This window comes from Gordonia sp. NPDC062954, from assembly GCF_044543825.1.
Taxonomy (GTDB): Bacteria; Actinomycetota; Actinomycetes; order Mycobacteriales; family Mycobacteriaceae; genus Gordonia; species Gordonia tangerina.
The window spans coordinates 68,410-88,805 of the sequence record NZ_JBITWL010000008.1 but is presented as its reverse complement, the minus strand read 5'-3'; the positions used below and the strand labels follow the sequence as shown (position 1 = coordinate 88,805).

The window sequence follows — 20,396 nt, the reverse complement described above, 5'->3', positions numbered from 1 at the left end:
ACTTCGTCGTGCGGGTCGTCCGAAAATTACGGATCGCGGCGCTCCCCATCGAACCGCGGCGTCCTGCGACCAGAGTACTGATCGGTAGGCGCCTTCCGGAACCCCGACACTATGCTGCAGGTCGCGCCGGCGCACGCCGGCAGATTCCCCGGGCGCAGGCTCCGGGGGATCACCAACCAGGAGACCGCTGATGCCCGAGTCACACAATTCGGCCGCCGCGACCGGCGCCGGTCTCGATGCCGACGGCTTCGCGTTCGTCGCGCGGGTCCCGGTGCGCTGGTCGGACATGGACGCGTTCGGTCACGTCAATCACGCCCGGATGGTCACGCTGATGGAAGAGGCACGGATCGAATGGCTGATGGCGGCCAGGAGTGTCGCCGAGTCCGACGACGACGTCGCCGCGCTGATCATGAGCGCGATGATCGTGCACGTCGAGATCCGATATCAACGCCAACTGCGCCACGACGACACCCCATTGCAGGTCGGCATGTGGATCACCGGCCATCGTTCGGTGGACTTCACCATCGGCTACGAGATCCGGGCATCCGACGACGACCAGACGGCGAAGGCCGCGTGCGTGGCGAGCACCCAGATGGCCGTCGTCGACACCGAGGCGCACACGTTGCGCCGACTGAGCCCCACGGAGAAGGGATACCTACGATCCTGGATGCGGGCTCAGGACGGCTCGTAGCGCGCCGGCAGTTCGTGCGCGGCACCCGGTGAGAGCCGAGCGATGTTGCCTTGCAACACATCCCGATAGATGCGGAGCTGCTCTTCACCGCTGCGCACCTGCTCGGTGAGTCGTTTGGTGTTGTCCACCGACATCTCCCGGTCACCGGAGCGAGCGATGAGTTCGCCGATCCGGTCATCGATGGTGGTGGTCCGGTTGTACTCCGCGAGCACCCGCAGTTCGACGGCCGCGGACTCGACGACTGCGGCGACATCGCCGAGCGCCTGCACCCGGTCGATCAGTTCGGTCCACACCGGGCGCAGCGTCTTCTCCCGCCGGTCGATGTGTTCGGCGAAGGACTGGTCGAAACCCCCGTTGCGCTTGGCCCGGTCCAGATCGATGCGCACCGCACGCAGCGCGATGACGTCCGCGGCGATCTCGGCGAGTTCCGCGTGCAGGTTCACCTGGGTGCGCTGCAGTTCGAAATGATCCGACAGCCAGGCCGGGTTGCCGACGATCCGGTCGTAGAAGTGCCCCGCCACGAACAGCAGCGTCTCGTAGCCGTCGACGAACGTCGCCGCACCGGCGGTCGCCGACGCCGCCGGCGCCGGTTCCTCGCGATCGGGGGCCAAGATCTGGCTTGCCCACTCACCGGCCTGCGGATATCCGGACTTCGACGCCACCTGACCGACGACACCGGCCAAGCGGTCGAAGGCAGCGGTCCCGGCGCGGCGCATGTAGCCCGAGGTGTGCACGTTGGGGGTGGGAGTGCACAACAATCCCGCGAACAACCGCTCCCGCTCCTCGATCTCGAGGTAGACGTTCTCGCGTCGCTCCCGCCGGATGGCGCGGGTCCCACCGGCGAACACACCTTTGGCCGTCACGATGTGTTTGCGGGCGTCGTCTCGTTTGCGATGCAGACCATTGATGCGGTTGCGCATCACGGCGGCCACGACGCCGGGCACCATCGGGTTGTCCAACTGTTGTTCGGCCTGGGCGATGGCCCGCTGCAGTCTCCGCAGATCGCCGAAGCCGCCGGGTAGCACCGGCAACGGCAGGCCGGTAGAGATCCGGCGCACCACGATGGCGCGTCCGGCGGGGGTGAGGAAGCCCGATGCGATCAGGGTGGCTGCGGTGTCGGTGAGCTCCGGGCGTTCACCCGGTACCCGCGATTGATCGCACCACGTGCGCAACTCGTCATCTGTCGTGGTCCCGGCAGGAACGCCGGGACGCCGGTTGTCGACCATTCCAGTCAATCCTCGATTCCCACCCGGATCCGCCGTCCTGTCCCGCCGATCCTACCCGCGCTCGACGAGCGGCTCGGGCGTGCGCGCGTGCGTGATCGGCCGGGTGATGCGGCGCAACAGCCAGGCCACGGGCACGCTGATCGCCGACGTCAGCAGGAAGGCTACCGCGGTGGAACCGGAGAACACCCGCCATCCGATCAGGTCCATGACCACCTCCAGTACGACGAGGTGAACGAGGAAGAATTCATAGGAGATCTCGCCGAACCACACCATCGGTCGACTGCCACACAGCCGCGCCCACCAGTCGCGTCCGTCACCGCCCCGGATCGTCAGCGGTCCGATCACGCCGACCGCGACGACCACGTACAGGAGGTGTTTGACGATCGTCGCCGACGCGGTGGTCGGGGTGATGGTCGGCTCACCCGCGATCGCGGTGCCGCTCAGCAAGAACGGCCCGACAGCCACCGCCACCGAGATCGTCGGGTCCCAGCGCGAGACGAGGCGGCCGACCACCGCCAGCAGCATTCCCGCGACGAACCACCCGAAGAAGGCCGGCGCCCACAACCGCGCGGTCGGGCTGAGATCGGTGCTGCCGGCGACGACCACCGACCAGATCGGCGAGACCGACATCAACGCCACCAGTCCCACGATCAGCAGATCCGGCCGCCAGCGGTGCCGGCAGATCAGCGTCAGACCTCCGGCGATGACGGGCAGCACCAGATAGAACACCACTTCGGCGGCCAGACTCCACATCTGGGTCAGGCCCGAATGCAGGTGGCCAAGGCCGTACACCTGCGTCAGGGTCATGTTGCGGGCGAACCCCGACCAGCCGGTGCCGGTGGGCGCGGCATCCGGCGGTGTGTACACCAGGAACAACGCGTACACCGCCAAAACCGTCAGCCAATAGGCCGGCAGAATGCGTCGCGCCCGATGCCAGAAGTAGCGGCCCACCGACGGCTGGCCGCGCCGACCTGCGAGCGCATCGACCCACGGCGAGAACAGCAGATAGCCGGAAAGGACGAAGAACAACGCGACACCGATCTCGAATCGCGACAGCAGACGCCCGGCGAAATCGTCGGTGTAATGCCCGGTCCAGAATGCCGCGTGGGTCAGGCACACCGCGAGTGCGGCGATGGTGCGGATACCGGTGAGAGACGGAATCCGCGCAGCCATGCAGCGATCCTGCCATCTGCGGTACCGATGGCAGGATATGGGCATGGGAGAACATGTGCGCGGCCAGATCTGGCGCGGCGGCGAGAAGGTCGACGGATTCGAACTCAGCGCCATCTCCGATCACATCGGACACGCCGACGAACTGATCTGGGCCGACCTCGAGTGCCCGAGCCACGAGACGATGGCCGCACTGGCCGACGAACTCGACCTCGACCCGTTCGCGATCGAGGACACCACCGCCAAGGCCGAACGAGTGAAGACCGTCGCCTACGAGCACCACACGTTTCTGATGGTCTACGCGGTCACCATCACCTCGGCGGAGGGCACATCGCCCGACATGGCGCACCCGACGGAGCGGGCCGACGAATTCGAGTTGCATCGGATCTCGATGTTCATCAAGGACAACACGTTGATCACCGTGCGATTATCGGAGGGCTTCGACATCGACGAGGTGGTGTCGCGGTGGGATGAGATGGGCGGCAAGCAGTACGGCATCGGCGCGTTGCTGCACGGGCTGCTCGATGTGGTCGTCGACGGGCACTTCGATGCGGTGCAGCGGCTCGACGACGCGGTGGAGTCGCTGGAGGGTTCGCTGTTCGACGAGAAGGTAGCGGCCCGCACGCTGCAACGCCATACCTACGATCTGCGTAAGGATCTGGTGCTGCTGCGTCGGGTCATCCTGCCGATGCGCGAGGTTATCGGCAGTATCCAGCGACGCCGCTTCGAGAACAACGCCCCGTCCGAGCTCGACCCGCATTTCTCCGACCTCTACGATCATGCGCTGCGTGCGGCCGAATGGACCGAATCGGTTCGGGACATGATCACCACCGTGTTCGAGACCAACCTGTCGCTGGCCGACGCGCGACTGAACTCGGTGATGAAGAAGCTGACCGGATGGGCCGCGATCATCGCGGTGCCCACCGCGATCACCGGTTTCTATGGGCAGAACGTACCCTTCCCCGGATTCGAGCGCACCCTCGGATTCGTCACGAGCACTGTGTTGATCGTCGCGATCGTGTGCGCCCTGTACGTCACCTTCCGCCGACGCGACTGGCTCTGATCGTCGACCGTCGTCAGGCCGGGCGGGGTATCGCCGCCGACTCGCTCTGCCCGATCCAGGCGGGCACCTCGCGACGGACCTCGGCCGGCGCCATGATGGTGATCGTGTTGTCGGACAGCGCAGTCCGCCAGTCGATATCGCCGCGCCACACCTCGGTCAGCGTACGGAGATCGGTGACCACGGTGCCGTCTATCTCATAGCCCGGGTCGAAGTCGCAGACCTGCGGGACCCCGTCGCTCACCACCAGCCACCATGAGCCGGCCTTGCCGATGACGTCGCGGAAGCTGAACTCGAGCACCGCACGGCGACGCGGCCACCGCTCGATCGGCATCGACCGGTGGATGTCCCACATCAGTAGATGTGGGTCGAGGTCGGCGTCGCCGAGTTCGCCGATCCACCGAATACCCCACGCGCTCAGGGCAGTGACGACCTCATGGAGTTCCTGGCCCTTCTCGGTGAGTGCATAGGTCGACCGGCCGCCGACCTCAGATCGTCGTATCACCCCGGCACGTTCCAGCGTGCGCAGCCGTTTGGTGAGCAACGCCGGCGACATCTTGGGCACCCCGCGTCGTAGGTCGTTGAAATGCCTGCTGCCCAGCAGGAGTTCACGCACGACGAGGATCGTCCACCGTTCGTCGAGCAATTCCATCGCCTTCGCTACCGGACAGAACTGTCCATACGAGGTCATCGCACACCGCCTTTGATCCGCCGCGTTCAAGTACACACCCGCGTGCGCCGATTGACTAGTACAGATTGTGAACCTGCGGTGGTTCAGATCTTGATCTAGATGCCCCGACCGGACCGCGCGATGGTGATGGGGCACCACACGCCCGGCCGCATTGGCCGAGCACACCACATCACGATCATCACCAGGAGACGAGTTCATGACAATCGACAGCATCACCACCGACACCGCGATCAAGCAACGCCATCGCGCGATGTGGGCATCCGGCGACTACCCGGCAGTAGCCGACGTCATCGCCGACCTGGGGCCTCGGCTGGTGACTGCCACCGGCATCGGCGCCGACGACAAGGTGGTCGACATCGCTGCCGGCGCAGGCAATGTGGCCGTACCGGCCGCGCGGACCGGAGCCCCCGTGGTCGCCACGGACCTCACCCCGGAGCTGCTGGCTACCGGCGAGAGCCGCTTCCCTGATCTCGGAATCGTCTGGCGCACAGCAGATGCCGAGGACCTTCCGTTGGACGACGACGCCTTCGACGTCGCGGTGTCGTGTGTCGGCGTCATGTTCGCACCGCACCACCAGGAGTGCGCCGACGAACTCACGCGGGTCACCCGGCCGGGGGGTCGGATCGGGCTGATCAATTGGACACCAACAGGTTTCATCGGCGAGCTGTTCACGGTGATGAAGCCCTACGCACCGCCTCCCCCGCCGGGGACGAAGCCTGGTGTGTTGTGGGGCGATGCCACGCATGTGGCCGGTCTGTTCGGCGAACGGGTCACCGATCTCACCGCCACCACCGCCACCCTCGAGGTGACCGCTTTCGCTGATGGCGCCGCATTCCGGGACTTCTTCAAGGCGTCGTACGGGCCCACCATCGCGGCGTACCGCACCGTCGGTGACGACACCGACCGCGCGGCCGAACTGGACGCCGCGATCGCCGGTCTCGCCGACTCCCATCTCAACGACGGTGTCATGCGATGGGAGTACCTGCAGGTGACCGCCACAGTCACCGGCTGAGCAACATCTCGAGCCGAGGCCCGTCGCCACCGACGGCGGGCTTCGGTCGCGTTCGATCACGGTTGGCGCTCGGCTCAGGGGTACCCTCGGCGGGATGCATGCCGCCGCGCTCGCGCTCCCGGATCTGACCACCCAGGCGCGCCGCCTCGTCGAACTCGGGCTCGGCCAACTCGCCGGGCTGCCGGATTCGGCCATCCACGATGCCGTGGCCGGTGTCGAGGTGGACGACGCGTTGCTGGTACCGGGACCCGCTCTCGTGACCCCGTCGGCGCTCGCCCCGCTGGTGAACCGCGCAGACAAGCCGGGCTTCGTCGTCGTCGACATGACCGACCTCGACCAGTTCGGTCCGATCCCGGGTGTCGACCTCCCGGACACCCCGTTCTACCTGATCAGCGGCCTCGACCGGGGCGACGAGATGGCCAACTGGAGTCCCGATGAGGCGCTGCCGGCGATCACCGGCGCCGGGCGCACGCCGTTGACCGTCTCCGAAGGCATCGCGTGGTTGCTGCAGCAACCCGATCGGCTCGAACCGAACCACTGCTTCATGACCATCGGCTCGCGGTTGCGCAAGCCCAACGGCCGCCTGGACTCCCGCACTCCGGCGATCTGGATCTCCGGCGGAACGGGCCGCGACGGCCGGGAGCGCAAGGGCGCCCCCAAGGTCGGCTGGTGCTGGGCCGGCAACCGGCACACCTGGCTCGGATTCGCCTCGGCCGCGCAGCGACGCGCTCTCTGAGCTTCCGTCGGCCCTTGCGGCTGGCAGCCATCAGGCGCGCGTGGCGAACGCCGCCTCCCCTTCCGGGTTGCGGGCCGCACTGCGGCGGGCCAAGCCGAAGCAGATGAGTGCCACCACGGCCGAGCACACCATCACGCACGCCATCGGCACCGCGGTGTCGTCGCCGGCCAGCCCGCCCAACGGCGAGACGCCGCCGCCGACCAAGAACATCACCCCGCCCAACACAGCACTGCCGGCGCCGGCTGCATCACGGGTGTGCTCCATGGCCAACGCAGCACTGTTGCCCATCACGAACCCGACCGCGGTGACGGCGACGAACAGCGGTACCACCAGCAGCACCGGCGCCGACGACAGCGCGGCCACCAGCACGCACACCGACGCGACCAGCAGCACGGGCACCGCGACCCGGATGACATGCGCCGGATGCACGTGCCGCCGCGACAGCCTCGCCGCCACCAGCCCGGCGGCCGTCATCCCGAGTGCGTTCACGGCGAAACACAATCCGTAGACGAACGACGACGTGCCGAGCACCCGCTGATAAACGAACGACGAGCTCGAGATGTAGGACATCAGCGACCCGAACGCGAACGCCTGGGTGAAGACGTAGGCGAGGAACGCCGGCTTGCCGAACCTGCCCACGAGGTCGCGGTAGCCCAGACGCGAGGCACGGTCGGCAGCCGGCAGCGTCTCTGGCACCGAGGTGAGCGCCATCAGCAGTTGCAGCACCGTTGCCGCCAGGATGACGCCGAGTACGCCACGCCACGAGACGTGTCCGGCCAGCACACCACCGATCACCGGTGCGAGCACCGGCGCGAGGCTCTGGATCGTCATCATCAGCGTCATCGAGCGGGCGCCGGCGAACCCGACGAGCAGGTCGGCGATGATGGCGCGGGCGATCACCATGCCCGCTGCCGCTGCGACCGCCTGCAAGAAGCGCGACGCGATCAAAATCTCGATGTTGGGTGAGATCACCACCACGACCCCGGCCAGCACCGCCACCGCGGACCCAATGAGCAGTGGATTACGACGACCGAAACGATCCGACACCGGACCCCACAGCACCTGCCCGACCGCCACACCGATCAGAAACGCGGTCAAGGTCAGTTGCACGTGTGTGGCGTCGGTGCGCAGCGATTCCTGCACCTCGAGGAACGACGGCAGGTAGAGGTCGGTGGCGATCGGCGCCGTCGCCGACAGCAGCGCCAGCGCCAGCAGCAGTCGCGGACCGAGGCCGTCGCGGGTGGAGTTCACCCGGGCGACGGTACCGCGCATGCTCATTCACGCGAATGATCGGGCTGTTGACCACCGACGCACCCGCGCTACCGTCCCCTGATTGTGAACATCAAACGGATCATCGCGGGGGCCCTGATCGGCGGAGCCGCGGTCATGGGGATCAATATCGGAGCAGGTCACGCGGAAGCGAAGATCGAGCCGGGGCAGTACAAGTACCAGGCGTTCACGTGGGGACTCATCCCCACGCCCGTGTCCAACGTCCGGATCGTCGGCGACCAGTTCTACTCCGACATCTCCGGTGTCGGACCGTCTGACATCAACAGAGCTACCATCGTGCCGACGAAGAATGGTGGAATCCTCACGCTGTCGAAGGATCCGGTCGCCATGTGGTTCGGCCGAATCGAATTCACGAAGACCGCATACGGTTATCACGGGACCACCTTCAACTACGGCGGCATCCCGACCGGCGACGTCGTCTTGAAAAAGGTCCGCTGAAAACTGCCTACCCGGCCCGCTATCTAGCGCGTCACACTTATTCACGCGAATGATCAGGCATGAAAACAGCCCACCACCTGCGGTGACTGGTGACGGGCTCACCGCGGAAGCGGAGGGATTTGAACCCCCGGTGGTTTTACCCACGCTCGCTTTCAAGGCGAGTGCATTCGGCCGCTCTGCCACGCTTCCCTGCGCACGAGGCTACTGGAGACCGCAGGTCGCGAGCACATCGGCCCGCGACGACGACGTGTGACTAGTGTCGGCAGGGTGCGTGCAATAGCCGGAACCGATCAGCTGTCCGTCGTCACCGTTCCCGATCCCGAAGCCGGCCCCGACGAGGTCGTCATCGATGTCGTGGCCGCGGGTGTCAACCGAGCGGATCTACTGCAGCGCAAGGGCCTGTATCCGCCGCCGCCCGGTGCCGTGGACACCCTCGGCCTCGAAGTGTCCGGCCGCATCGCCGCGGTGGGAGAGCATGTATCGGGCTGGCAGGTCGGCGACGAGGTGTGCGCGCTGCTGGCCGGCGGCGGTTACGCCGAGAAGGTTGCGGTGCCGGCGGTGCAAGTGCTGCCCAAGCCCGCATCGGTCGACCTGGTACACGCCGCCGCGCTTCCCGAGGTGGCGTGCACGGTGGCGTCCAACGTCTTCGACGCCGGACATCTGGCGTCCGGGGAGCTGCTGCTGATCCACGGCGGGTCGTCGGGGATCGGCACCCACGCCATCCAGGTCGCACACGCGATCGGCGCGCGGGTGGCGGTCACCGCACGCACCGCGCAGAAGCTGGACCGGTGCCGCGAGTTGGGCGCCGACATCCCCATCAACTACGCCGACGACGACTTCGTCGAGATCGTTCGAGGTAGTGGCGGCGCCGACGTGATCCTCGACATCATGGGCGCCAAGTACCTCGAGAAGAACGTGAAGGCACTCAACACCGGCGGACGGCTGGTCATCATCGGTATGCAGGGCGGCACCAAGGCGGAGCTGTCCATTGCGGCGCTGATGACCAAGCGGGCGTCGGTCATCGGCACCACGCTGCGGTCACGACCGGTGAGCGGTGTCAACTCGAAGGCCGACGTGGTGGTGACGACGCGACGGATCACGTGGCCGCTGCTCGAATCCGGCGAGGTGGTGCCGATTGTCGACGCCACGTTCCCGCTCGCCGACGCCGACGCCGCGCACGCCCGCCTCGACAGCGGCGACGCGATCGGCAAGGTGCTGCTGACCATCGACTGACTGTCAGAAGTTGCGCTTGGCCGGAAGGTTCGCTCCGATCTTGGCGAACACCTCACCGAGCATCTGGAACTCCTCGGCGGTCAGCGGATCAACCACCAGCCGCGCGATCGCGTCGTCACGCACCGCGGCATGCCGCGCCAGCACCTCACGACCCCGGTCGGTGATGCGCACGAGCCGGTGTCGTCCATCGGTCTCCGATTCGGTGCGTTCGGCCAATCCTTCGTCCACGAGCCGGGTGATCTGCCGGGACACCGTGCTGACCGACATGTGCACCACCGCGGCGAGCTCACTGATGCCGCGTTCCTCCGAATTCTGCAGACCTTCGAGAACCCGGAGATCGACCTGAGTGAACCCCGACGCCGACATCGCGGTGTTGATCTCGGCCAGCAGCCCCCAGCCGCCACTGACAAAGGTCCTCCAGATCTCGCGTTGGGCGGGACTGAGCTCCCGGTAGGGCTCTTCGCGACTGGCGCCCATCACCTCTCCGTCGGCCGAATGACAACCTTCATTGTCGTAAACCTAATGGCCGCGATGGCGCACCGCTAATCGCGGATGGACTTTTTCGAACATTTGACCCACTGTGTCGATCAACCGAGTGACCCGAGTGCCCGCACGAGGTGATCGACCTCATACGGCGTCGAGTACGGGCCGAGCCCCACGGTCACCGCGCCACCGAAATCGTCGGCGCCCATCCGGACCAGGGCCCGGCTGGGCACATCGGCCAGCGCGCAGATTCCGTTGTCGGCCAACCGGCGCACCACCTTCTCCGCAGCCACCCCGTCGAACGTGAAGCTCACCGCGGGGACCCGGTCGTCGACGGTGCCGATCAGATTGACCTGGTTGAGGTGCTGCACGGTGGTCATCAGATAGACCGTCAGCCGCTGCATGTAGGCCGACACTCCCCCCAAGGCGGTGACCAGCCGCTGGCGCCGTGTCCCGCCGGCCGCGTCGTCGAGCGCGGCGAGATGTTCGACCGAGGCGGTCAGCCCGGCCAGCAACCCGCCCTGCAGCGACTCGGGTTCCAGACGCGCCGGACCCTCGGCACGCGGATTCATCGCGAGCGTCCGCATGGGCCCGATCGCCGACGGATCGCGAAACACCATCGCCGCGACCCGTGGGCCGCCCCACCGCTCGGCAGACACCAACAGCACATCGGCGCCCAGTTCGGCGATGTCGAGAGGCAGGTAGGGGGCGGCGCTGGTCGCGTCGACCACGAGCTTCGCACCGACCTGGCGGGCCAGGGCGGCGATCGCGCTGACGTCGGTGATGGCGCCCATCGTCGACGACGCGAGGGTGACCGCGACGACGGCGGTGCGTTGATCGATCAGCTCGCGATACTGCCAGGTCGGCAGCCCACCGGTCTCCACGTCGATCTCGGCCCAGCGGATCTGGGCGCCGTGGGTGTCGGCGACCCGAATCCACGGCACGATGTTCGGTTCGTCGTCCTGACGACTGACCACGACGTTGGCGCCGAACCACGTGGACATCGGCATCGCCTCGGTGAGCCCGGCGACCAACGCCGACCGCGAGGGTCCCAGGACCACGCCACCCGGGTCGCCCGCCACCAGGTCGGCGACCGCGCGTCGCGCCCGTTCGACGGTGTCGGCTGCGGCGCGAGCACCGGGGTATTCCGCACCCGGCGCGGCCGACAACTGCCGGAAACCGGTCGACACGGCGGTGGCGACCGAGTCGGGGATCAGCATCCCGGCCTGCGGATCGAGGTGGATCCAGCCGTCGCCGAGCGAGGGAAACAATCCACGCACATGGGCGACGTCGAAGGCCATGTTCACACCATAGACATGGGGTGTCGGCGCAGACCCCGGGTGGCCTTCGGCACAATGGACCCCATGCCTTCTGGACCGAACTCTGCACCGTTCCCGGGCGGCGACCCGCGCACCGGCAACCCCGGCGACGACGACAACATCATCGTCGTCGGTGGCCAGACACCGTCGGGCTCGCAGGGTGAGCCGGACGAGGAAACCCAGAACGTCGCCGACATGGTGGAGCAACCCGCGAAGGTGATGCGGATCGGCACCATGATCAAGCAATTGCTCGAAGAGGTGCGGGCGGCTCCCCTCGACGAGGCGAGCCGCAACCGGCTGCGCGAGATCCACGAGTCATCGATCCGCGAACTCGAGGAGGGGCTGGCCCCCGAACTGCGTGAGGAACTCGAGCGACTCACCCTCCCGTTCACCGAGAACGCCACGCCGTCCGACGCGGAGTTGCGCATCGCCCAGGCCCAGCTGGTGGGGTGGCTCGAGGGTCTGTTCCACGGCATCCAGACCGCGTTGTTCGCCCAGCAGATGGCTGCGCGGGCGCAGCTCGAACAGATGAGGCAGGGTCAACTGCCACCCGGGATGATGACCGGTAACGGCCCCGCCGGACCCAGCACCGGGCAGTACCTCTAGCAGCCGCTTGTAAGCTGTGTCCCCGTGTCATCCGTAGTCAGCGACGAGATCCCCGCAGCACCTCTGGTGTCGGACTCGCGCACCATGCGCCGTGCCGTCCGGGATCTGTCCCAGGGATTGCGCACATCCGAGTTGTGGCTGCATCTGGGCTGGCAGGACATCAAGCAGCGTTATCGCCGCTCGGTCCTGGGTCCGCTGTGGATCACCGTCGCGACCGGCGTCACCGCGGTGGCGATGGGATTGCTCTACGGCGAGCTGTTCGGGATGGACATCACGGTCTTCCTGCCGTACGTGGCGCTCGGCTTCATCTTCTGGAACTTCATCCAGAGTTCGATCCTCGAGGGATCGGCGGTGTTTTCCGCCAATGAGGGTTTGATCAAGCAGTTGCCGGCACCGGTGAGTGTGCACGTCTACCGGGTCGTGTGGCGGCAGTTGATCATCTTCGCGCACAACATCGTGATCATCGCGATCATCTTCGCCATCTTTCCCCCGCCGCTGAACTGGACCGTTCTGCTGGTCATACCGGCAATCGGATTGTTCGTGCTCAACGCGATCTGGGTGTCCATCGTCTTCGGCATCCTGTCCACCCGATTCCGCGACATCGGACAGCTGCTGACCACCGTCGTGCAACTGGTGTTCTTCATGACCCCGATCATCTGGAGCACCCAGAGCCTCACCAGCGCCACCGGGGAGGAGTCGTCGCGCCTGAAGATCGTCGAGCTCAACCCGATGTTCCACTACCTGGAGATCACCCGCGGGCCGCTGCTCGGCGAGTCGGTGCAGTTCTACCACTGGGCGATCGTCATCGGTTGTACCGTCGTCGGCTGGGTGCTGGCGATGTTGGTGATGCGTAACTATCGAGCCCGCGTGGCGTACTGGGTTTAGGACGGGCCGAACACATGGGATCTGAGAGCAAGGTGCGCGTCGACACCTGGGATGCGTGCGTCGACTTCCCCATCTTCGACGCCAAGACACGCTCGCTGAAGAAGTCGGTGATGGGCGCGGCCGGCGGCGTCATCGGGTCCACGTCATCCAACGTGGTGGTGGTCGAGGCGCTCAAGAACATCAACCTGCATCTCGAGCACGGCGATCGGATCGGCCTCGTCGGCCACAACGGCGCCGGCAAGTCGACATTGTTGCGCCTGCTGTCGGGCATCTACGAACCCACCCGCGGAGCCTGTCAGGTGCGTGGCCGGGTGGCGCCGGTATTTGATCTCGGGGTCGGCATGGACCCGGAGATCTCCGGCTACGAGAACATCATCATCCGCGGCATGTTCCTCGGCATGACCCGCAAGCAGATGTTGACCAAGATCGACGACATCGCCGAGTTCACCGAACTCGGCGACTACCTGCAGATGCCGCTGCGCACCTACTCCACCGGCATGCGGGTGCGGATCGCGCTGGGCGTGGTGACCAGCATCGACCCGGAGATCCTGATCCTCGACGAGGGCATCGGTGCGGTCGACGCCGACTTCATGCGCAAGGCACGTTCGCGGCTGCAGGCGCTGGTCGAGCGCTCGGGCATTCTGGTGTTCGCCAGTCACTCCAACGAGTTCCTCGCCCAGCTGTGTGATCGGGCCCTGTGGATCGATCACGGGCAGATCAGGATGGAAGGCGACATCGAGACCGTCGTGGGCGCCTACGAAGGGCCGAAGGCCGCCGCGCACGTCCGCAAGGTGCTCGACACCGTCGAGAACTTCGAGGGCGAGGCACGCAACTGATGCCCGACCAGGTGATCGCGGTGGTGGTCACCCACCGGCGGGTGGAGCTACTGGAAGGTTCGCTGGCGGTGATCGCCGGCCAGGACCGTCCCGTCGATCACCTCATCGTGGTGGACAATGCCGACGAACCCGAAGTCGCCGACCTCGTCGCCCGCCAACCCATCGCGACCACCTACCTCGGATCGCAGCGCAACCTGGGTGGCGCGGGCGGCTTCGCGCTCGGCATGTTGCATGCACTCGCGCTGGGCGCGGACTGGATCTGGTGCGCCGACGACGACGGCCGCCCCGACGGCCCGGCGGTACTGAGCACGCTGCTCGACTGCGCGGCGCGCTACCAGCTCGACGAGGTGTCGCCGGTGGTCGCCAACATCGACGACCCGGACACCCTCGCGTTTCCGCTGCGTCGCGGGGTGGTCTGGCGTCGGAAGCGGTCCGAGCTGTTCGAAGACGATGCGTCGGACTTTCTGCCGGGCATCGCGTCGTTGTTCAACGGCGCGTTGTTCTCGGCACAGGCGATCGAAGAGGTCGGGGTGCCGGATCTCCGGTTGTTCTTCCGCGGTGACGAGGTGGAGATCCATCGTCGGCTGCAGCGCTCGGGTCTCGCATTCGGCACCTGCCTCACCGCCGGGTATCTGCACCCGGATGGTTCCGACGAGTTCCGCCCGATCCTCGGCGGCCGCATGCACACCCAGTACCCCGACAATCCGACGAAGCGGTACTTCACCTACCGCAACCGCGGCTACCTGATGTCTCAGCCGGGCCTGCGTAAACTCATCCCGCAGGAGTACGCCCGCTTCGGCTGGTATTTCCTTGTGCAGCAACGCGACCCGCAGGGCTTCGCCGAGTGGGTGCGCTTGCGTCGGCTGGGTCGTCGGGAGCGGTTCACGCGCCCGTGAGGGAGGGACCCTTCGTGACGCTCGGCTAGCGCCTCGCTCCCACCCCTGATTGAGTAGTCCGGAGCGCCAGCGGAGGGCGTATCGAAACCAGCCCCACCCACGCGGCGCGGGAACCGTCAGGATGCGGGAGCCCGCGGCGTCATCCCCAGCGCGGCAACACCTCCCAGCAGCGCCACACCGCCGAGTACCCACCACGCCTCGGTGAACACATCGTGGGCGGCACCGTATCCGACCGGACTACCCACCACGGCCACCAGGATGCTGACCCCCAACGCCATCCCGATCTGCCGGCTCATGTTGACCACTGCACTGCCCGTGGCGGATTGGTGCACAGGTAGGTCTGCAGTCGCCGACGACAGAATGGACGGCAGCGCCAGCCCGACCCCGATGCCGCCGATCAGCCAGCCGGGCAGGATCTCGGTCGCGTAATTTGGTGTGGCGTCGACCGACAGCGCGATGATGACCCCGCCGAGACCGAACAGCACGCAGCCGGCCGACACGATCCGGCCCACCGGGATACGTGCGCTCAGCCGGTGGGCAACCGCGGCGAAGATCGGCACCATGAGTGGGCCGGTGGACACCGCGAATCCGGTGGCGATGGCCGAGTATCCCCAGACCTGTTGCAGCCAGAGGATGTTCGCGAGTAGCGCACCGGCGAACGGAATCGCGAACAGCACCGCGGTGACGTTGGCGAACGCAAAGGCCCTCACCCGCAGCAGGTTCGGCGCGATCACCGGCTCGGGGTAATGCATCGAACTGACCACGAAGCCCGCGAGAGCCGCCGCGGCCACGACCCACGCGCCGACAATCCGCCCATCGGTCCAGCCCCACTCAGGACCCTCCACCAACCCGAGGGTGAGTGCGCCAATCGACACGGCCAGCAGCGCCGCACCCCGCAGATCCGGCAATCTCGTCGCGGCATCGTCGTGGGAGCGGGTCAATAACACAGCACCGGCGATCAGCGCAGCGACTCCCACCGGGAGGTTGACGAGGAACACCCATCGCCACGACGCCGCGACCAGCAATCCGCCGACGGCCGGCCCCAACGCCGCGGCCAACGCCCCGGTTGCCGCCCAGATCCGCACCGACCTCGCCCGCACCTCGATCGGCATCGTCGAGACGACCAATCCCAGACTCGCCGGGGTGAGAATCGCCGCGCCGACCGCCTGCAGGCACCGGAACGCGACGAGCCACCAGATACCCTGTGCAGCAGCACATGCCGCGCTCGCGGCGGTGAACACCGCTAATCCCAGCAGGAATCCACCCTTGCGGCCGTATCGGTCGACGATCCGCCCGGCCGGCACCAGCAGCGCCGCGTACAAAATCGTGTAGGCGTTGAGCACCCACGACAACTCCGACAACCCGGTGCCACCGAACTCGCGGCCGATGTCGTCGAAGGCGACGTTGACGATGAAGACGTCGAGGCTCGCCATGAAGGCCGCGATCGACAGGATGGCCAGCACCAGGCCCGGCGTGGCCGGGCGCGACGAGGACATCCGCTCCGGAATCGTCCCGATGACGCTCATCGTCGTGCCTCCCATCCGAGGACACGTCGACTCTGCCGGGCCGAGGCCAGCAACCGGCCTCGCTCGTCGCGCAGGGTGGTGTCGTCGACCGACCATCCGCCCGACGTCGACGTGTTGCGGGTGCACACCAGGACGGGTGCCGGACCCGGGTGATCCGGCGGTGCGGCCAGATGCATCGAGAACGCGACGGTCGGCACCGCCACCGGCGCGGTGAGCGTCGGGAACACCGCTGGCGGCAGGCAGTCGGCGAGAAGCGCCAGATAGGCGGCGTCCACCGTCATCGGCCGCACCGTGGAGATCCATGCACGCATCCAGGGTTCGGCGGCCCCGGTCAGCGGCAGCGGACCATCGGTGGGCCGCAGGTCCAGGTGGTGGCCCATCGGAACGATCTCCGGTGGGATCGAGAACTGCGCGCAGTCGTCCGGCATGGGCAGGACGTCGGTCGAGATGTTGGCGATGTCGGTGGGGGCAGGCGGGCGCAGGTGCCCCATTGTCACCGATGCCGCCGCAACCATCACCCCCTGCTGGGTGATGGCGACCTCCACCATCCGGGTGCTACGTCCGGCCGAGGTGACCGTCGAGGTCAGCCGCAACTCCCCGTCGCCGGGCCGACCGGAGAAGCGGAGGTCGACGGCCCGCACGTCGGCCTCCGGGACCGACTCGGCCGCCACATGCACCGCCAACGCGGCGATCACACCGCCGTGCGGGCCGGACCAGCCCCACCACGACCGGTCGACGTCGGCCACCCACCGTCCGTCATCGAGAAGACGTGCCGAGAATTCGTCGGCAAGCGCGTACCTGCTGAGTTGTTTCACGAAACTCAGCAAAGCAGGTTGAGTTGCGTCACGCAACCCACTACGGTGAACTCATGCGCCGAGCCAGCTTCACCGACATGAACTGTTCCGTCGCCCAGACGCTGGAGATCGTCGGTGAATGGTGGACGCTGCTGATCGTCCGCGACGCCCTGTTCGGCGTGACACGCTTCGACGACTTCTCCACCCGACTCGGCATCGCCCGCAATGTGCTGACCCAGCGACTCGACACGCTCGTCGAGCACGGCGTGATGGCCAGGGAGCCCTACCAGGAAAAGCCGGTGCGCTACGACTATCGCCTCACCGAGAAAGGCCGCGACCTGTGGACGGTGCTGGCCGCGCTACGGCAATGGGGTGACAGGTGGGCGATCGACTCCGAGCCGCCGATCGTCACCGAGCATCGCGCCTGCGGTCACACGATGACCGTGGAACCGGTGTGCTCGGCGTGCGGCGAACAGGTGACGCGGTCCGACCTGCGAGTCCTGCCGGGACCCGGCGCCGACGAGTACAGCCCGCGTCCGGTCGCCCGGAGTCAGTAACTGAACCGTCGGACCCGATCGGGGTGGCCCGCAACGCCGCCGACGGGCCGAACCCTTCCCAAGCCAAACTAGAACGTGTTCTACTCTGGGGGAAGAGTCAACCGTCCCGAGGAGCACGATGCGCTTCACCTTTGCCGAGGCCATGACCGACCCGAGTTACTACGCACCGCTCGCGCAGGCCGCCGAAAAGGCCGGTTACTCCGGTTTCACCATCCCGGACTCGCTGGCCTACCCGGCCGAATCGGACGCCACCTACCCCTACACCGCTGACGGCGACCGGGAATTCCTCGACGGCAAGGCCTTCATCGAAACCTTCATCCAGGCCGCCGCACTCGGCGCGGTCACCGAGACCATCCGCTTCACCCCGTTCGTGGTGAAGTTGCCGGTGCGTCCGCCGGCCTTGGTCGCCAAGCAGGCCAGTTCGGTCGCCTACCTGACGGGCAACCGGTTCGCCCTGGGCGTCGGAACCAGTCCGTGGCCCGAGGACTACGACTTCATGGGCGTCGACTTCGCTCGCCGCGGCAAGCGGATGGATGAGTGTATGGACATCATCCGCGGCCTGACCACCGGCGAGTACTTCGAGTTCCACGGCGAGTTCTACGACATCCCCAAGATCAAGATGACCCCGGCACCCACCGAACCCATCCCGCTACTCGTCGGTGGTCACGCCGACCTCGCGTTGCGCCGTGCGGTGATCCGCGGGGACGGGTGGATGCATGGCGGTGGCCCGGGCGAGGAACTCGATGCGCTGCTGGACAAGATCGCAGATATCCGCAAGGCAGAGGGAAAGACCAACGAGCCCTTCGAGATCCACGTGATCTCCACCGATGCGTACTCCGTCGACGGATGTAAAAGACTGGCGGACAAGGGCATCACCGATGTGATCGTCGGCTTCCGGCTGCCCTACATCAAGGGCCCCGATACCGAACCCCTGCAGAAGAAGGTCGATCATCTGAACTGGTACGCAGACAACATCATCGCCAAAGTCAACGGGTGACGCAGGTCAGCGACTGAGGTACCGCAACGCGGACTGTGCGGCACGGTAGCCACACATGCCGTGCACCCCGCCGCCGGGCGGTGTCGCCGACGAGCACAGGAAGACACCCGGCGCTCCGGTTGCGTACGGGTCCGCAGACAGACGGGGCCGGGCCAGTAGATGACGCAGATCGTTGCGGCCGCCGCCGATGTCGCCGCCGACGAGATTGGGATTGCGGTGCTGTAGTTGTGCCGGTGAACTGCTCACCGAGTCGATGATGCGGTTCCGAAAGCCCGGCGCGAACCGTTCGATCTGTGCGGTGACCGCCTCGGTCGCATCACCGGTGTAGCCGTGCGGCACATGCGCATACGCCCACAACGGCTTGGCGTTGCCGGCCGCGCGTGTGGGATCGGCCACCCACTGCTGGGCCACCAGGGTGAACGGCCGCGACGGCATCCGGCCGGCGACCGCGTCGGCCTCGGCGTCTGCGATCTGGCCGATGTCACCACCGAGGTGCACCGTGCCGGCGCGCGCGCAGTCGGGATCAGACCAGCCGACCCCACCGTCGATCAGATAGTCCACCTTGAACGCAGCCGGTCCATGCGGATACCGCGCGAGCCGTCGCGAACGTCGCTGCGGCACTCGGTCACCGAGGATCTCGGCGGCCGCGCCGGGCATCACATCGAGCACGACGACGTCGGCGGGTTCCACCTCGTCGATCGAGGTGACCCGCACGCCGGTGGTGATGGTGCCGTTCGCGTCGATGAGTGCAGCGGCCAGGGCGCCAATGATGGCCTCCGACCCGCCCTGCGCCACCGGCCACCCGTGTCGATGACCCGCCGCGAGCAGCATCAGCCCCGCCGCCGACGACCCCGGCCGGTCGAGGCGGGTGAACGCGTGTGCGGCGACACCGGCAAACAAGGCGCGGGTGGCGTCGTCGCGAAACACCCGCGCCAGCGCGGTGGCGGGGTACAGCGCACGCAGACCGAATCCGGCCAGCCGGATCGGATGGCTCGGCACGCCGATGAGCGGGCCCAGCACGTCGTCGGCGATGTCGTCGAAATCGTCGGCGAGACCACCGATCATGTCCCGCCAGGTCTCCGCGTCGACGCCCAGTCCGGCCGCCGTGTCGTGGACCGATCGCGCCAGCACGGCCGTGCGGCCGTCGTCGAGCGGATGGGCACAGTCGAGCTCCGGGAGGCGCCACCGCAGTCCGAACTCATCGAGCCGCAGCGCGGTGAACGCCGGCGAACCCGCACCGAGCGGATGCACCGCCGAGCAGGTGTCGTGGAGCACGTCGGGCCGCAGCAGCGCCTCGGTGCGTGCGCCGCCACCGATGCGGTCGGCCGCCTCCACCACCCGGACCGCCACTCCGGCGCGTGCGAGCATCACGGCCGCAGTCAGACCGTTGGGCCCGCTCCCGACGACGACCGCGGTGCTCACCGTCAGCGAATCCGAAAGATGACGAGGCGCTGGACCACGAAATTGATGACGGTCGCGGTGCCCTGCGCGATGACGTAGGCGATGAAGCTGTAGAGCACCGTCTCCGGCCACAGATGTGACAGCCAGGTGTAGAGGCCGACGTTGACGAAGAAGGTCACCCCATAGAGCAGCGCCACAGCCACGAACCGCAAGGCGCTCGGCTCTGCCTGGAACGTCCAGCGCCGGTTGAACAGGTAGGCGGTGGTGGTCCCGAGGATGAAGCCGAGTGACTTGGCAATCGCGAACGGCGCCCCGAACACGTACTGCAGGAGCAGCGTGAGCCCGAAGTCGAGAACGCCGGACCCTGCGCCGGTGACGGTGAATCGGACAATCTGGGTCTTCAGGTCCGCATTGGTCGACAACTCGGCATCGTTGAGCGGCAGTTCGAGCGGCGTGATGGGGTGCGGGGACGTGAAATCCTCATGGTGCGGCTGATGATCGGCCGCGTCGGACTCGGGTCGGGACACGAACCAAACCCTAGTCCAGACG

22 protein-coding genes and 1 tRNA gene are annotated in these 20,396 nt (G+C 67.0%); 12 read left to right on the top strand and 11 right to left on the bottom strand.

Translation table 11 applies throughout. The annotated features are described in order from the left end of the window. The first annotated feature begins 190 nt into the window (after window positions 1-190). A complete protein-coding gene (locus ACIGKQ_RS10470) occupies window positions 191-691 on the top strand; it encodes a thioesterase family protein (protein WP_235723363.1) in 501 nt (166 codons plus the stop codon). Here the strand turns inward: ACIGKQ_RS10470 and ACIGKQ_RS10465 are convergent. Beyond that, complete coding sequence (locus tag ACIGKQ_RS10465) at window positions 676-1,917, bottom strand: hypothetical protein (protein WP_235723362.1); 1,242 nt, start codon at window positions 1,915-1,917, stop codon at window positions 676-678. The two genes, ACIGKQ_RS10470 and ACIGKQ_RS10465, sit on opposite strands and share 16 nt — an antisense overlap. A 51-nt stretch (window positions 1,918-1,968) precedes the next feature. Continuing rightward, entirely contained in the window at window positions 1,969-3,090 is a 1,122-nt protein-coding gene (locus ACIGKQ_RS10460) for an acyltransferase (RefSeq protein WP_235723361.1), read from the bottom strand. A 43-nt stretch (window positions 3,091-3,133) separates the two neighbouring features. On the opposite strand from ACIGKQ_RS10460, the gene ACIGKQ_RS10455 reads away from it, so the two are divergent. Then, on the top strand, window positions 3,134-4,150 hold the full coding sequence (locus tag ACIGKQ_RS10455; protein WP_235723360.1) for a magnesium transporter CorA family protein: 1,017 nt from the start codon (window positions 3,134-3,136) through the stop codon (window positions 4,148-4,150). A 13-nt stretch (window positions 4,151-4,163) separates the two neighbouring features. Here ACIGKQ_RS10455 and ACIGKQ_RS10450 read toward each other — a convergent pair whose 3' ends face one another. Then, window positions 4,164-4,838, bottom strand: coding sequence for a helix-turn-helix domain-containing protein (locus ACIGKQ_RS10450; protein WP_235723359.1), 675 nt, complete (start codon window positions 4,836-4,838; stop codon window positions 4,164-4,166). Between the two features lie 196 nt (window positions 4,839-5,034). Here ACIGKQ_RS10450 and ACIGKQ_RS10445 point away from each other — a divergent pair, with 196 nt between their 5' ends. Both ACIGKQ_RS10445 and ACIGKQ_RS10440 read left to right on the top strand, forming a co-directional pair. Then, window positions 5,035-5,850 carry a class I SAM-dependent methyltransferase gene (locus tag ACIGKQ_RS10445; RefSeq protein WP_235723358.1) on the top strand — a complete coding sequence of 272 codons (816 nt, stop codon included), beginning with the start codon at window positions 5,035-5,037 and terminating at the stop codon, window positions 5,848-5,850. A 94-nt stretch (window positions 5,851-5,944) separates the two neighbouring features. After that, window positions 5,945-6,586: a DUF5701 family protein gene (locus tag ACIGKQ_RS10440; RefSeq protein WP_235723357.1), complete on the top strand. Its 642-nt coding sequence runs from the start codon at window positions 5,945-5,947 to the stop codon at window positions 6,584-6,586. 30 nt (window positions 6,587-6,616) lie between these two features. On the opposite strand, the gene ACIGKQ_RS10435 is transcribed toward ACIGKQ_RS10440, so the two are convergent. After that, window positions 6,617-7,864 (bottom strand): multidrug effflux MFS transporter, encoded by a 1,248-nt coding sequence (locus ACIGKQ_RS10435; RefSeq protein ID WP_235723356.1) that lies wholly within the window; start codon window positions 7,862-7,864, stop codon window positions 6,617-6,619. A 57-nt stretch (window positions 7,865-7,921) separates the two neighbouring features. Between ACIGKQ_RS10435 and ACIGKQ_RS10430 the strand changes: the two genes are divergently transcribed. Beyond that, window positions 7,922-8,314: a hypothetical protein gene (locus ACIGKQ_RS10430; RefSeq protein ID WP_235723355.1), complete on the top strand. Its 393-nt coding sequence runs from the start codon at window positions 7,922-7,924 to the stop codon at window positions 8,312-8,314. 104 nt (window positions 8,315-8,418) lie between these two features. Here the strand turns inward: ACIGKQ_RS10430 and ACIGKQ_RS10425 are convergent. Beyond that, window positions 8,419-8,503, bottom strand: a tRNA-Ser gene (locus ACIGKQ_RS10425). Between the two features lie 78 nt (window positions 8,504-8,581). On the opposite strand from ACIGKQ_RS10425, the gene ACIGKQ_RS10420 reads away from it, so the two are divergent. Beyond that, complete coding sequence (locus ACIGKQ_RS10420; RefSeq protein ID WP_235723354.1) at window positions 8,582-9,547, top strand: NAD(P)H-quinone oxidoreductase; 966 nt, start codon at window positions 8,582-8,584, stop codon at window positions 9,545-9,547. A gap of 3 nt (window positions 9,548-9,550) precedes the next feature. Here the strand turns inward: ACIGKQ_RS10420 and ACIGKQ_RS10415 are convergent, their stop codons facing one another. Then, the gene (locus tag ACIGKQ_RS10415) at window positions 9,551-10,024 is read right to left on the bottom strand and encodes a MarR family winged helix-turn-helix transcriptional regulator (RefSeq protein WP_235723353.1); all 474 of its coding nucleotides are present in this window, start codon (window positions 10,022-10,024) and stop codon (window positions 9,551-9,553) included. Between the two features lie 110 nt (window positions 10,025-10,134). Then, the gene (locus ACIGKQ_RS10410; protein WP_235723352.1) at window positions 10,135-11,331 is read right to left on the bottom strand and encodes a cysteine desulfurase-like protein; all 1,197 of its coding nucleotides are present in this window, start codon (window positions 11,329-11,331) and stop codon (window positions 10,135-10,137) included. Window positions 11,332-11,394: 63 nt separating this feature from the next. On the opposite strand from ACIGKQ_RS10410, the gene ACIGKQ_RS10405 reads away from it, so the two are divergent. From ACIGKQ_RS10405 to ACIGKQ_RS10390, 4 genes are read left to right on the top strand one after another with little or no spacing between them, the layout of a single operon-like run. Continuing rightward, a complete protein-coding gene (locus ACIGKQ_RS10405) occupies window positions 11,395-11,955 on the top strand; it encodes a bacterial proteasome activator family protein (RefSeq protein WP_235723351.1) in 561 nt (186 codons plus the stop codon). Window positions 11,956-11,979: 24 nt separating this feature from the next. After that, window positions 11,980-12,840 carry an ABC transporter permease gene (locus tag ACIGKQ_RS10400; protein ID WP_235723350.1) on the top strand — a complete coding sequence of 287 codons (861 nt, stop codon included), beginning with the start codon at window positions 11,980-11,982 and terminating at the stop codon, window positions 12,838-12,840. Window positions 12,841-12,854: 14 nt separating this feature from the next. After that, window positions 12,855-13,676: an ABC transporter ATP-binding protein gene (locus ACIGKQ_RS10395; protein WP_235723349.1), complete on the top strand. Its 822-nt coding sequence runs from the start codon at window positions 12,855-12,857 to the stop codon at window positions 13,674-13,676. Beyond that, the gene (locus tag ACIGKQ_RS10390; protein ID WP_235723348.1) at window positions 13,676-14,572 is read left to right on the top strand and encodes a glycosyltransferase; all 897 of its coding nucleotides are present in this window, start codon (window positions 13,676-13,678) and stop codon (window positions 14,570-14,572) included. Before ACIGKQ_RS10395 ends, ACIGKQ_RS10390 begins: the two co-directional genes overlap by 1 nt. A gap of 116 nt (window positions 14,573-14,688) precedes the next feature. Here ACIGKQ_RS10390 and ACIGKQ_RS10385 read toward each other — a convergent pair whose 3' ends face one another. After that, complete coding sequence (locus tag ACIGKQ_RS10385) at window positions 14,689-16,098, bottom strand: MFS transporter (protein WP_235723347.1); 1,410 nt, start codon at window positions 16,096-16,098, stop codon at window positions 14,689-14,691. Further along, on the bottom strand, window positions 16,095-16,913 hold the full coding sequence (locus ACIGKQ_RS10380) for an acyl-CoA thioesterase II (RefSeq protein ID WP_235723346.1): 819 nt from the start codon (window positions 16,911-16,913) through the stop codon (window positions 16,095-16,097). The genes ACIGKQ_RS10385 and ACIGKQ_RS10380 overlap by 4 nt, the downstream gene beginning before the upstream one ends. 53 nt (window positions 16,914-16,966) lie before the next feature. On the opposite strand from ACIGKQ_RS10380, the gene ACIGKQ_RS10375 reads away from it, so the two are divergent. Together ACIGKQ_RS10375 and ACIGKQ_RS10370 are read left to right on the top strand one after the other, a co-directional pair. Then, window positions 16,967-17,449: a helix-turn-helix domain-containing protein gene (locus ACIGKQ_RS10375; protein WP_235723345.1), complete on the top strand. Its 483-nt coding sequence runs from the start codon at window positions 16,967-16,969 to the stop codon at window positions 17,447-17,449. A gap of 118 nt (window positions 17,450-17,567) precedes the next feature. Further along, window positions 17,568-18,446, top strand: coding sequence for a TIGR03619 family F420-dependent LLM class oxidoreductase (locus ACIGKQ_RS10370; protein WP_235723344.1), 879 nt, complete (start codon window positions 17,568-17,570; stop codon window positions 18,444-18,446). Window positions 18,447-18,452: 6 nt separating this feature from the next. On the opposite strand, the gene ACIGKQ_RS10365 is transcribed toward ACIGKQ_RS10370, so the two are convergent. Then, on the bottom strand, window positions 18,453-19,868 hold the full coding sequence (locus tag ACIGKQ_RS10365) for an NAD(P)/FAD-dependent oxidoreductase (protein WP_235723343.1): 1,416 nt from the start codon (window positions 19,866-19,868) through the stop codon (window positions 18,453-18,455). Between the two features lie 2 nt (window positions 19,869-19,870). Next, complete coding sequence (locus ACIGKQ_RS10360; protein ID WP_235723342.1) at window positions 19,871-20,374, bottom strand: GtrA family protein; 504 nt, start codon at window positions 20,372-20,374, stop codon at window positions 19,871-19,873. Window positions 20,375-20,396: the final 22 nt, after the last annotated feature.